General features: G+C 60.9%; 8 protein-coding genes. 5 read left to right on the top strand and 3 right to left on the bottom strand.

The window, feature by feature from the left end; genetic code table 11:
- Positions 1-2: 2 nt before the first annotated feature.
- The 4 genes from AB4N41_RS10860 to hemE all read left to right on the top strand — a co-directional run bounded on the left by AB4N41_RS10860 (position 3) and on the right by hemE (position 9,162).
- Positions 3-1,595, top strand: a complete 1,593-nt coding sequence (locus AB4N41_RS10860; protein WP_252877286.1) for an AAA family ATPase — start codon at positions 3-5, stop codon at positions 1,593-1,595.
- Positions 1,596-1,945: 350 nt separating this feature from the next.
- Positions 1,946-6,391 (top strand): glutamate synthase large subunit, encoded by a 4,446-nt coding sequence (gene gltB / locus AB4N41_RS10865; RefSeq protein ID WP_252877287.1) that lies wholly within the window; start codon positions 1,946-1,948, stop codon positions 6,389-6,391.
- A 33-nt stretch (positions 6,392-6,424) separates the two neighbouring features.
- Positions 6,425-7,843: an FAD-dependent oxidoreductase gene (locus AB4N41_RS10870; RefSeq protein ID WP_007909438.1), complete on the top strand. Its 1,419-nt coding sequence runs from the start codon at positions 6,425-6,427 to the stop codon at positions 7,841-7,843.
- A 251-nt stretch (positions 7,844-8,094) separates the two neighbouring features.
- The gene (hemE, locus tag AB4N41_RS10875; RefSeq protein ID WP_056787355.1) at positions 8,095-9,162 is read left to right on the top strand and encodes a uroporphyrinogen decarboxylase; all 1,068 of its coding nucleotides are present in this window, start codon (positions 8,095-8,097) and stop codon (positions 9,160-9,162) included.
- A gap of 176 nt (positions 9,163-9,338) precedes the next feature.
- Here hemE and AB4N41_RS10880 read toward each other — a convergent pair whose 3' ends face one another.
- Positions 9,339-10,613 (bottom strand): MFS transporter, encoded by a 1,275-nt coding sequence (locus AB4N41_RS10880; protein ID WP_056787358.1) that lies wholly within the window; start codon positions 10,611-10,613, stop codon positions 9,339-9,341.
- A 118-nt stretch (positions 10,614-10,731) separates the two neighbouring features.
- Here AB4N41_RS10880 and AB4N41_RS10885 point away from each other — a divergent pair, with 118 nt between their 5' ends.
- A complete protein-coding gene (locus AB4N41_RS10885; RefSeq protein WP_056787362.1) occupies positions 10,732-11,634 on the top strand; it encodes a LysR family transcriptional regulator in 903 nt (300 codons plus the stop codon).
- A gap of 103 nt (positions 11,635-11,737) precedes the next feature.
- On the opposite strand, the gene AB4N41_RS10890 is transcribed toward AB4N41_RS10885, so the two are convergent.
- Together AB4N41_RS10890 and AB4N41_RS10895 are read right to left on the bottom strand one after the other, a co-directional pair.
- Positions 11,738-12,175 carry a hypothetical protein gene (locus tag AB4N41_RS10890; protein ID WP_041477579.1) on the bottom strand — a complete coding sequence of 146 codons (438 nt, stop codon included), beginning with the start codon at positions 12,173-12,175 and terminating at the stop codon, positions 11,738-11,740.
- A 135-nt stretch (positions 12,176-12,310) separates the two neighbouring features.
- Positions 12,311-12,754: a hypothetical protein gene (locus AB4N41_RS10895; RefSeq protein WP_041477580.1), complete on the bottom strand. Its 444-nt coding sequence runs from the start codon at positions 12,752-12,754 to the stop codon at positions 12,311-12,313.
- Positions 12,755-12,760: the final 6 nt, after the last annotated feature.

Consider the following 12,760-nt stretch of genomic DNA (forward strand, 5'->3'; position numbering starts at 1 on the left):
CGATGACTAGTTTGCATGCCGACGAGGCGTTTCTCGGCCATTTCCAGTTAAGTCACGACCCGTTCGCGCCACGGGTGCCGGGCTTCAAATTCTTCCCGGCCCAGCGCAAACCGGTGCTGGGTCAACTGCATCACCTGGCGCGTTACAGCCAGTTGCTGCTGGTGGTCACCGGCCCGCAAGGCAGCGGCAAGACCCTGCTGCGGCAGGCGCTGGTGGCCAGCACCAATAAGCAATCGGTGCAGAGCGTGGTGGTTTCCGCCCGTGGCGCCGGTGATGCGGCCGGCGTGCTGCGCCAGGTGGCGCAGGCGCTGGATGTCGCGCAGGCCGAAGTCGGCGCGATTCTCGAGCAGGTGGTGCAACTGGGGCTGACCGGGCAGGAAGTCTATCTGCTGGTGGACGATGCCGAGCAGCTCGACGAGTCCGCGCTGGAAGCATTGATGGCGCTCGGCGCCGGCACGCCGGAAGGTCGTCCGCATGTGTTCCTGTTCGGCGAGTCGTCGCTGATTGCTCAGCTTGAGGCGTTGCAGCTCGAAGAAGAGCGTTTCCACGTCATCGAATTGCAGCCGTACACCGAAGAAGAGACCCGCGAATATCTCGACCAGCGGCTGGAAGGCGCGGGCCGGGGTGTCGAACTTTTCACCGCAGATCAGATCTCTGATATTCACGAAAGCTCCGAGGGCTGGCCGGGCAACATCAACCAGGTCGCTCGCGATGCACTGATCGAAGTCATGATTGCCAGCCGCTCCGCGGTCAAGCGTCCAAGTATGGGGTTCAACATGCCGAAGAAACACGTATTGGCGATTTCCGCCGTCGTTGTGGTCGCGGTTGCCGCCGCCTGGCTGATGCCGGGTCGCAGCAAGGCACCGACCACCGGTGCTCCGGCCAACGAACAGGCGCAACTGCCATTGGGTCAGGGCGCAGCGAACGGCGCCAACCCGTCCGTCGAATTCGCCGGCAACACCCAGCCGATGCCGCTGCCATTGGTCGGCAACTCGCAGCCGGTCATGCGTGGCCCGCTGGCCGAGGCCGCCGGTGGCATTACCGAAGGCGACGACGGCGTGCCACTGGAAGGCTCCAGCGATACGCCGCCGACCGTAACCACCTCTGCACCGCCTGCGGGCGTTCCGGCCGGTCCTGCGCCGACACCGGCTCCGACCCCTGCCGCCAAACCGGCACCAACACCGGCACCGGCACCGACGCAGATCGCCACGGCCAAGCCTGCTCCGGCCACGCCAGCGCCAGCCGCGAAACCGGCTCCTGCTCCGGCCAAGCCTGCCGACAAGCCGGTCACCGTGGCCAAGGCTGCCGGTGGCAGCTGGTACGCCGGTCAGCCGACCAGCAACTATGTCGTACAGATCCTCGGTACCAGCTCGGAAACCGCTGCGCAGAACTTCGTCAAGGAGCAGGGCGGCGAGTACCGTTATTTCAAGAAAGTCCTCAACGGCAAGCCGCTTTACGTGATCACCTATGGCAACTTTGCCAATCGTGATGCGGCCGTTTCTGCCATCAAGGCCTTGCCAGCGAAGGTTCAGGCTGGTAAACCTTGGCCTCGCACTGTCGCCAGCGTCCAACAGGAACTGGCAACAACTCGCTGAAGATTCGGCGGCCTTACCCAGGCCGCCTCTCCCGGCACCTCAAAATCTCCACGAGTGCGCGCCGCCTGAAAGGGCCGCGTGCCTTGTGGTGTCTGCGTCACAGTAGTCTTTGAGTCGTTGCGGTCAAAATTAAAAAAGTTTTGACTAGCACAGCAGATCGCTTTAAACCTTTCACAAATGCGACATGAATTTGCGACAGTTCGTCGTCAAATTTGTGAGCCTCTGTGTCGCTGTGTACAATGACCACCCTTTTGCCCCCGCTAAGCCGGCGTACGTTCGGCGCGGAACGCAAGTGGTTGAATTGAAAAGAAATTTGCCTCGAGTAGAGGCAGCCTGGTGAGAAAGTGTCTATGAAAGCAGGTCTGTACCAACCAGATGAATTCAAGGATAACTGCGGTTTCGGCCTGATAGCTCATATGCAGGGCGAGCCCAGTCATACCCTTTTGCAAACGGCCATCGAGGCCCTGACCTGCATGACCCACCGCGGTGGGATTAATGCCGACGGCAAGACCGGTGACGGTTGCGGTCTGCTGATTCAAAAACCCGACGCCTTCCTGCGAGCCATTGCCCAGGAAAGCTTCGGCGTCGAAATGCCCAAGCAATATGCCGTGGGCATGGTGTTCTTCAATCAGGATCCGGCCAAGGCCGAAGCCGCTCGCGAGAACATGAACCGCGAGATCCTCGCCGAAGGCCTGCAACTGATCGGCTGGCGCCAAGTGCCGATCGACACCAGCGTCCTCGGCCGCCTGGCCCTTGAGCGCCTGCCGCAGATCGAGCAGGTCTACATCGGCGGCGAAGGCCTGAGCGATCAGGACATGGCGGTGAAGCTGTTCAGCGCCCGTCGCCGTTCGTCGGTGGCCAACGCCGCTGACACCGACCACTACATCTGCAGCTTTTCGCACAAGACCATCATCTATAAAGGCCTGATGATGCCGGCCGACCTGGCCGCGTTCTATCCGGACCTGAGTGACGAGCGCCTGCAAACCGCGATCTGCGTGTTCCACCAGCGCTTCTCTACCAACACCCTGCCGAAATGGCCGCTGGCGCAGCCATTCCGCTTCCTCGCCCACAACGGCGAGATCAACACCATCACCGGTAACCGCAACTGGGCGCAGGCCCGTCGGACCAAGTTCACCAATGATCTGATGGATCTGGAAGAGCTCGGCCCGCTGGTCAACCGTGTTGGTTCCGACTCCTCGAGCATGGACAACATGCTCGAACTGATGGTCACCGGTGGCATCGACCTGTTCCGTGGCGTGCGGATGATCATTCCGCCAGCGTGGCAGAACGTCGAAACCATGGACCCGGATCTGCGTGCGTTCTACGAGTACAACTCGATGCACATGGAACCGTGGGACGGCCCGGCCGGCGTGGTGATGACCGATGGTCGCTACGCGGTGTGCCTGCTCGACCGTAACGGTCTGCGTCCGGCGCGCTGGGTGACCACCAAGAATGGTTTCATCACCCTCGCCTCGGAAATCGGCGTGTGGAACTACCAGCCTGAAGACGTGCTCGCCAAGGGTCGCGTCGGCCCGGGCCAGATTTTCGCCGTGGATACCGAAACCGGGCAGATCCTCGACACCGATGCGATCGACAACCGTCTTAAATCCCGTCATCCGTACAAGCAATGGCTGCGCAAGAATGCCCTGCGCATTCAGGCGACCATGGAAGACAACGACCACGGTTCGGCTTTCTACGACGTCGATCAGCTCAAGCAATACATGAAGATGTATCAGGTCACGTTCGAAGAGCGTGATCAGGTGCTGCGCCCGCTTGGCGAGCAAGGTTACGAAGCCGTGGGCTCGATGGGCGACGACACGCCGATGGCCGTGCTGTCCCAGCGTGTGCGCACGCCGTACGACTATTTCCGTCAGCAGTTCGCGCAGGTCACCAACCCGCCGATCGACCCGCTGCGTGAAGCGATCGTGATGTCGCTGGAAATCTGCCTCGGTGCCGAGCGCAACATTTTCCAGGAGTCGCCGGAACACGCCTCGCGCGTGATCCTCAGCTCGCCAGTGATCTCGCCGGCCAAGTGGCGCTCGCTGATGAACCTCGACCGTCCGGGTTTCGAACGGGCGATCATCGACCTCAACTACGACGAAAGCCTCGGCCTCGAAGCGGCGATCCGCAACGTTGCCGATCAGGCTGAAGAAGCCGTGCGCGCCGGGCGTACCCAGATCGTCCTCAGCGACCGTCATATCGCCCCGGGCAAGCTGCCGATCCATGCTTCGCTGGCGACCGGTGCGGTGCACCACCGTCTGACCGAAAAAGGCTTGCGTTGCGATTCCAACATCCTTGTTGAAACCGCGACCGCCCGTGACCCGCATCACTTCGCCGTGCTGATCGGTTTCGGCGCCTCGGCTGTCTATCCGTTCCTGGCCTACGAAGTATTGGGCGACCTGATCCGTACCGGTGAAGTACTGGGCGACCTCTATGAGGTGTTCAAGAATTACCGCAAGGGCATCACCAAAGGCCTGCTCAAGATTCTGTCGAAGATGGGCATCTCGACCATCGCTTCGTACCGTGGTGCGCAGCTGTTCGAGGCGATTGGTCTGTCCGAAGAAGTCTGCGAACTGAGCTTCCGTGGTGTGCCAAGCCGGATCAAGGGTGCGCGTTTCGTCGACATCGAAGCCGAGCAGAAAGCCCTCGCCGTCGAAGCCTGGAGCCCGCGCAAGCCGATCCAGCAGGGCGGTCTGCTGAAGTTCGTCCACGGTGGCGAATATCACGCCTACAACCCGGACGTGGTCAACACTCTGCAAGCCGCTGTGCAGCAGGGCGACTACGCCAAGTTCAAGGAATACACCTCACTGGTGGACAACCGTCCGGTGTCGATGATTCGCGACCTGTTCAAGGTCAAGACCCTCGACACGCCGCTGGACATCAGTGAAGTCGAGCCGCTGGAATCTGTGCTCAAGCGCTTCGACTCCGCCGGTATCTCGCTCGGCGCGCTGTCGCCGGAAGCTCACGAAGCCCTGGCCGAAGCCATGAACCGCCTCGGCGCGCGTTCCAACTCCGGCGAAGGTGGTGAAGATCCGGCGCGTTACGGCACCATCAAGAGTTCGAAAATCAAGCAGGTCGCGACTGGCCGTTTCGGTGTAACCCCGGAATACCTGGTCAATGCCGAAGTGCTGCAGATCAAGGTCGCCCAAGGCGCCAAGCCGGGCGAGGGCGGGCAACTGCCGGGCGGCAAGGTCAACGGGCTGATCGCCAAACTGCGTTACGCAGTGCCGGGCGTGACCCTGATTTCGCCACCGCCGCACCACGATATCTACTCGATCGAAGACTTGTCGCAACTGATCTTTGACCTCAAGCAGGTCAACCCGCAGGCGCTGGTTTCGGTGAAACTCGTAGCTGAAGCGGGCGTCGGCACCATCGCCGCCGGTGTGGCCAAGGCCTATGCCGACCTGATCACCATTTCCGGTTACGACGGCGGTACCGGTGCTTCGCCGCTGACTTCGATCAAATACGCGGGCGCACCTTGGGAACTCGGCCTCGCTGAAACCCACCAGACCCTGCGCGGCAACGACCTGCGCGGCAAAGTCCGGGTGCAGACCGACGGCGGCCTGAAAACCGGCCTCGACGTGATCAAAGCGGCAATCCTCGGCGCCGAGAGCTTCGGCTTCGGCACCGCGCCGATGATCGCACTGGGCTGCAAATACCTGCGCATCTGCCACCTGAACAACTGCGCCACTGGCGTCGCGACGCAGAACGAAAAGCTGCGCAAGGATCACTACATCGGCACCGTCGACATGGTGGTGAATTTCTTCACCTACGTCGCCGAAGAAACCCGTGAGTGGCTGGCCAAGCTTGGTGTGCGCTCCCTCGAAGAGCTGATCGGTCGCACTGATCTGCTGGAAATCCTCGAAGGCCAGACCGCCAAGCAACATCACCTGGACCTGACCCCGCTGCTGGGCAGCGATCACATCCCGGCGGACAAACCGCAGTTCTGCGGCGTCGAGCGCAACCCGCCGTTCGATAAAGGTCTGCTGGCGGAGAAGATGGTCGAGCTGGCCTCGTCGGCGATCAACGACCTCAGCGGTGCCGAGTTCGAGCTGGATATCTGCAACTGCGACCGTTCGATCGGCGCGCGGATCTCCGGCGAAATCGCGCGCAAGCATGGCAACCAGGGGATGGCGAAAGCGCCGATCACCTTCCGCTTCAAGGGCACGGCAGGTCAGAGCTTCGGTGTGTGGAACGCCGGCGGTCTGAACATGTACCTGGAAGGCGACGCCAACGACTACGTCGGCAAAGGCATGACCGGCGGCAAGCTGGTCATCGTGCCGCCGAAGGGCAGCGTTTATAAAACTCAGGAAAGCGCCATTATCGGCAACACCTGCCTGTACGGTGCCACTGGCGGCAAGTTGTTCGCCGCCGGCACCGCAGGCGAGCGTTTCGCCGTGCGTAACTCCGGTGCCCACACCGTCGTGGAAGGCACTGGCGATCACTGCTGCGAGTACATGACCGGTGGTTTCGTCTGCGTGCTGGGCAAGACCGGTTACAACTTCGGTTCTGGCATGACCGGTGGTTTCGCCTACGTGCTCGATCAGGACAACACCTTCGTTGACCGGGTCAATCACGAACTGGTGGAAATCCAGCGGATCAGCGGCGAGGCGATGGAAGCCTATCGCAGCCACCTGCAGAACGTGCTGAACGAGTACGTCGCCGAAACCGACAGCGAGTGGGGTCGTGAACTCGCCGAGAACCTCGACGATTACTTGCGGCGTTTCTGGTTGGTCAAGCCCAAGGCTGCCAGCTTGAAAACCCTGCTTTCCAGCACTCGTGCCAACCCGCAGTGATATGCGCCTGAAGAGTTTGATGAGGTTTTAACAATGGCTGAACGTCTGAATAACGACTTCCAGTTCATCGATGTCGGGCGCAAGGATCCGAAGAAGAAACTGTTGCGTCAACGCAAGAAAGAGTTCGTTGAAATCTACGAACCGTTCAAACCCCAGCAGTCGGCCGATCAGGCCCACCGCTGCCTGGGTTGCGGCAACCCGTATTGCGAATGGAAGTGCCCGGTGCACAACTTCATTCCAAACTGGCTCAAATTGGTGGCCGAGGGCAACATCCTTCAGGCCGCCGAGTTGTCGCACCAGACCAATACCCTGCCGGAAGTCTGCGGCCGGGTTTGTCCCCAGGATCGTCTGTGCGAGGGTGCCTGCACCCTGAACGACGGCTTCGGCGCGGTGACCATCGGTTCGGTCGAGAAGTACATCACCGACACCGCATTCGCCATGGGCTGGCGCCCGGACATGTCCAAGGTCAAGCCGACCGGCAAACGCGTGGCGATCATCGGCGCAGGCCCGGCGGGTCTTGGTTGTGCCGACGTGCTGGTGCGTGGCGGCGTAACCCCGGTGGTGTTCGACAAGAACCCGGAAATCGGTGGCCTGCTGACCTTCGGCATCCCCGAGTTCAAGCTGGAAAAGACCGTGCTGAGCAATCGTCGCGAAGTCTTCACCGGCATGGGCATCGAGTTCCGTCTCAACACCGAAGTCGGTAAAGACGTGACCATGGAACAACTGCTCGCCGAATACGACGCGGTGTTCATGGGCATGGGCACCTACACCTACATGAAGGGCGGCTTTGCCGGTGAGGACCTGCCGGGCGTTTATGACGCGCTGGATTTCCTCATCGCCAACGTCAACCGCAACCTGGGCTTTGAAAAGTCGCCGGAAGATTTCGTCGACATGAAAGGCAAGAAGGTCGTGGTACTCGGCGGCGGCGACACGGCGATGGACTGCAACCGCACCTCGATCCGTCAGGGCGCCAAGTCGGTGACCTGTGCCTATCGTCGCGACGAAGCGAACATGCCCGGCTCGCGTAAAGAGGTGAAGAACGCCAAGGAAGAAGGCGTGAAATTCCTCTACAACCGCCAGCCGATCGCCATCGTCGGTGAAGACAAGGTCGAAGGCGTGAAGGTGGTCGAGACCCGTCTCGGCGAACCGGATGCCCGTGGCCGTCGCAGCCCCGAGCCGATCCCGGGTTCCGAAGAGATCATCCCGGCCGATGCCGTGGTCATCGCCTTCGGCTTCCGCCCGAGCCCGGCGCCGTGGTTCGAACAGTTCGAGATCCAGACCGACAGCCAGGGCCGCGTTGTTGCGCCTGAGCAAGGTCAGTACAAGCACCAGACCAGCAACCCGAAAATCTTCGCCGGTGGCGACATGGTGCGCGGTTCCGACCTGGTGGTGACGGCGATCTTTGAAGGGCGCAATGCGGCTGAAGGGATCCTCGATTACCTGGGTGTCTGATCACTTTCCAAAATTGGAATGGGATTAATTGTGGGAGCGAGCCTGCTCGCGAAAGCGGTGGATCAGTCAACAGAGATGTTGAATGTGAAGCCCTCTTCGCGAGCAGGCTCGCTCCCACAGTTGTTTCTCGGTGTTGCTGATAGCGCATTCCAGCGCGACAAATTGACCCGATAGACAAAAGGCTGACCCACATCCGTGCCTTTTGCCTCGCGCTCTGAGAAAATGCCCGCACTTTTTTTCCGGATGCCGACATGACTGCCCTGAAGAACGACCGTTTCCTCCGCGCCCTGCTCAAGCAACCCGTTGACGTCACCCCTGTGTGGATGATGCGCCAGGCCGGTCGCTACCTGCCGGAGTACCGCGCCAGCCGCGCGCATGCCGGCGACTTCATGAGCCTGTGCATGAATCCGCAATTCGCCTGCGAAGTCACCCTGCAACCGCTCGACCGCTACCCGCAACTGGACGCGGCGATCCTGTTTTCCGACATCCTCACCATTCCCGATGCCATGGGCCAGGGCCTGTACTTCGAGACCGGTGAAGGTCCGCGCTTCAAAAAAGTCGTCAGCACGATGGCCGACATCGAAGCGTTGCCGATCCCGGATCCGCACAAAGACCTCGGTTACGTCATGGACGCGGTCAGCACCATCCGTCGCGAACTCAACGGTCGCGTGCCGTTGATCGGTTTCTCCGGCAGTCCGTGGACCCTCGCGACTTACATGGTTGAAGGCGGCTCCTCGAAAGACTTCCGCAAGACCAAGGCGATGCTCTACGACAACCCGCAAGCCATGCACCTGCTGCTCGACAAATTGGCGCAGTCGGTGACTTCGTACCTCAACGGCCAGATCATGGCGGGTGCGCAAGCGGTGCAGATCTTCGATACCTGGGGCGGCAACCTGTCGGCGGCGGCGTATCAGGAATTCTCCCTGGCTTACATGAAGAAAATCGTCAGCGGCCTGATCCGCGAGAACGACGGCCGCAAAGTGCCGGTGATTCTGTTCACCAAGAACGGCGGCCTGTGGCTGGAAAGCATCGCCGAAGCCGGCGCCGACGCCCTCGGCCTGGACTGGACCTGCGACATCGGCAACGCCCGTGCCCGTGTCGGCGACAAGGTCGCGCTGCAAGGCAACATGGACCCGACCGTGCTCTACGCCAAACCGGAAGCGATCCGCACTGAAGTCGGGCGCATTCTGGCCAGCTACGGCAAGGGCAGCGGCCACGTGTTCAACCTTGGTCATGGCATCACCCCGGAAGTCGATCCGGAACATGCCGGCGCATTCCTGCGTGCGGTGCATGAGCTGTCGGCGCAGTATCACGAGTGATCAGCGCCCAATAAAAAACGCCCGGCCAATGCCGGGCGTTTTGGTTTGCACGATCCAATGTCGGACACAGATCAACTGTGGGAGCGAGCCTGCTCGCGAAAGCGGTGTGTCATTCAACACTGATGTTGCCTGACACAGTGCATTCGCGAGCAGGCTCGCTCCCACAGGGTTTTATGTCAGGCTTTGACACCCTGCAACGGCGGCAACTTCGCCAGCTTCAACGCCACCAGAAGGGCAATCAGCAACAAAGCGCCAATAAACAGGCCGATGCCGTTCCACCCGCCCAGATGCCAGAACACCCCGCCCGCCGTCCCGGCAATGCTCGACCCGGCGTAATAACTGAACAGATACAGCGACGACGCCTGGCCCTTGGCAGTTAGCGCGCGCCGGCCGATCCAGCTGCTCGCCACCGAGTGCGCGGCGAAGAAGCCGAAGGTGAACACCAGCATGCCGATGATGACCAGCAACAGCGGCGTGAACATCGTCAGCGCGAGCCCGGCGAACATCAGCGCAATCGTCGCCCAGAGCACTTTGCGCCGCCCCAGTTTGTCCGCCAGCGAACCGATCTTCGCCGAGCTGTAGATCCCCGACAGGTAGACCACCGAGAGCAATCCGACAAATACCTGATCGAGGTTGTACGGCGCAGCCAGCAAGCGGTAGCCGATGTAGTTGAACAGCGTGACAAACGCGCCCATCAGCACAAACGCTTCAAGAAACAGCAGCGGCAGACCGGCGTCGCGAAAGTGCATGGTGAAGCCGTCGAGCAGGCTGCGCGGGTGCAGCGAGCGGGCGCGGAAGTTGCGCGACTCCGGGAGGATCTTCCAGAACACCGCCGCCGCGACCAGCGCCAGACCGCCAATCACCAGCATCGCCGTGTGCCAGCTGACGAAGTCGATCAGCACGCCAGTTATCAAGCGTCCGCTCATTCCGCCGATCGCGTTGCCGCCGATGTACAAACCCATCGCCAGGCCGATGTGCTGTGGATGGATTTCTTCGCTCAGATAGGTCATCGCCACCGCTGCCAGACCGCTCAATGACAGGCCGATCAATGCGCGCATGATCAGCACTCCGTGCCAGCTCGGCATCATCGAACTGGCGATGGTGCATAGCGCGGCAGCGAACAATGCCGCGACCATCACCGGTTTACGGCCGATGCGGTCGGAGATCGGCCCGGTGATCAGCAGGCCGAAGGCCAACATGCCGGTTGCCACCGAGAGGATCAGACTGCTCTGCGCCGCGTTGATCCCGTATTCGTGGGACAGCAGCGGCATCATCGGTTGCACGCAATAGAGCAGCGCGAACGTCGCAAAGCCGCCACAGAAAAGCGCCAGCACCGTGCGCATGAACGCCGGCGTGCCTTTTTCGATGTAGATCTCCTGCAGCTCGGCGAGGGCATCGTCGTCGGCTGCGGGCGGGATTTCGTGGGCAAGGGGCGCGACAGCAGTTTTCACTTCAGACCTCGGAAAGCACAGCCGGGCAGGCAATGAAAAAATCATATAGCTGGCTAATGTTTCTATCCAATATATTGTTCGACCTGTTTGATAGCTTCAGCGACCTAATGGAAATCCTATGGAACTGCGTCATCTGCGTTACTTCATCGCAGTCGCCGAAGAACTGCATTTTGGCCGCGCCGCACAGGTGCTGGGCATCTCCCAGCCACCGCTGAGCCAACAGATTCAGGCGCTGGAGCAACAGCTCGGCGCGCGCTTGTTCGAGCGCACCAATCGTCGGGTCGAGTTGAGTGAAGCGGGCAGGCTGTTTCTGCAGGAGGCGCGGCTGGTGCTGGCGCAGGTCGACAAGGCCGCGGATGTTGCCCGGCGTGCGCAACTTGGTGAGCTGGGTGAGTTGAAGATTGGTTTCACTTCGTCGGCGCCGTTCAACTCGACCATTCCGCAGGCGATTTTTTCCTTTCGTCAGCGCTTTCCGGCGGTGCATCTGAATTTGCGCGAAATGAGCAGCACCATGGTCGCCGATGCTCTGGTGGACGAGTCGATCGAAGTCGGCATCATGCGCCCGCTGGGATTGCCAGATTCACTGAGTGTTGTGGAGTTGATGCGCGAGCCATTGGTGGCGGTGCTCAGTTCCAAGCATCCACTGGCCCAAAGTAGCGATGAAGGTCTGTTTCTATCGGCGCTGGCGCTGGAACCGTTCGTATTTTTCCCGCGCAGCTATGGCAGCGGGCTCTATGCGCAACTGCTAAACCTGGCCCGTGACGCCGGCTTCAGCCCGCACTTCGCTCAAGAGGCTGGTGAGGCGATGACCATTATTGGTCTGGTGGCGGCGGGCTTGGGTGTATCGGTGCTGCCAGCGTCCTACCAACGCATGCGCATCGACGGCGTGGTCTACCGTCCGCTGCTCGATCCCGAAGCGATTTCGGCGGTGTGGCTGGTGCAGCGCAAAGACCAGAAATCGCCGATGGCCAAGGCGTTTGTCGAACTGCTTACGCGCAAGGTTGAACCGCTGACGGTGTGAAGGCGGCTGGCGCTTTCGCGAGCAGGCTCGCTCCCACAGGGAAACGCATTCCAAGGTGGGAGCGAGCCTGCTCGCGAAGGCGTCGGCCCAAACATCACAGATTTCAGGGCAACCGCACCAAATCCCCCTTCAAAGCCACCCGGGTAACAAAAACTCCTGCCCGGCACTCGTAGGTATTCAAATCCTTGCGTACACGCTGGTCGTAGTAGCTGACGATATTGACCACCGCATTCGCCCCGACCCGCTTGGCATCAGCCTGCAATTTGATCAGATTCGACTGCAACACCCATTCACACGAAGCCTGATCGCTCTTGTTGAAGCCGTTGGTTTTCAAATCACTGACCACCCCTTGGCGCAGCAACTGCTGAGTGCCCTGCGGCCCGTTGCCGATCAGGTAGAACTTCACACTGCCATCCAGCCGACCGGCGCGAATGGCGTCCGACAGCACGGTTTCGAAAGGCATGTACATGAGGTTGGTGGCATGGCTGGCACTTGGCAGCAGGGCGATAAGCGCAGCGGCCATCAGGGCTTTCACTTGCATGGTCATCTCCTTTGACGGTGAAAGAGACTGCGAGGGCAGGTGACGGTGCTGCGACCTGCATCAGCGAGTGTAGATGCTGCTGAATCACTGCAAATAAAAAGGGCGCCAAACGGCGCCCTTTGTCATTTCTGGCGTTTACTGAACCTTCGCCAGATCACCCTTCAGCGCAACGCCCGCCATGATCGCGCCGGCGTGGCATTCGTAGGTTTGCGCGTCCTTGCGCTCGTTGCGCTTGTAGAAGCTGACGATGTTGGTCACGGCGTTGGCGCCGGCGTTTTTCGCGGCCTGGTGCAGGCTGATGATTGCCGATTGGGCGACCCACTCGCAGGCGACTTCATCGGATTTGTTGAAGGCGTTGGTTTTCTTGTTGGTCACGGCGTCGGGGCTGACGACGGTGACTTTGCCGGCCGGGGTGTTGCCGGCCAGATAGAATTTCACGCTGCCATCGATCTTGCCGGAGCGGGTGGCTTCGGCGACGGCTTTGTCGAATGGCAGGTAGACCGCCGTGTCGCGGGCCTGGCTGACCGCTGGCAGGGCGCAGAGCAGCAGGGTAACGGCGGCGAATTTCTTGAAGTGCATGTAGGT

This window comes from Pseudomonas sp. S2_A10 (genome assembly GCF_054668465.1).

Excerpts from the sequence above, each read along its gene's own strand:
- gltB (WP_252877287.1), top strand. The coding sequence starts at position 1,946 with ATGAAAGCAGGTCTGTACCAACCAGATGAATTCAAGGATAACTGCGGT.
- AB4N41_RS10885 (WP_056787362.1), top strand. The coding sequence starts at position 10,732 with ATGGAACTGCGTCATCTGCGTTACTTCATCGCAGTCGCCGAAGAACTG.
- hemE (WP_056787355.1), top strand. The coding sequence starts at position 8,095 with ATGACTGCCCTGAAGAACGACCGTTTCCTCCGCGCCCTGCTCAAGCAA.
- AB4N41_RS10860 (WP_252877286.1), top strand. The coding sequence starts at position 3 with ATGACTAGTTTGCATGCCGACGAGGCGTTTCTCGGCCATTTCCAGTTA.
- AB4N41_RS10890 (WP_041477579.1), bottom strand. The coding sequence starts at position 12,175 with ATGCAAGTGAAAGCCCTGATGGCCGCTGCGCTTATCGCCCTGCTGCCA.
- AB4N41_RS10895 (WP_041477580.1), bottom strand. The coding sequence starts at position 12,754 with ATGCACTTCAAGAAATTCGCCGCCGTTACCCTGCTGCTCTGCGCCCTG.
- AB4N41_RS10870 (WP_007909438.1), top strand. The coding sequence starts at position 6,425 with ATGGCTGAACGTCTGAATAACGACTTCCAGTTCATCGATGTCGGGCGC.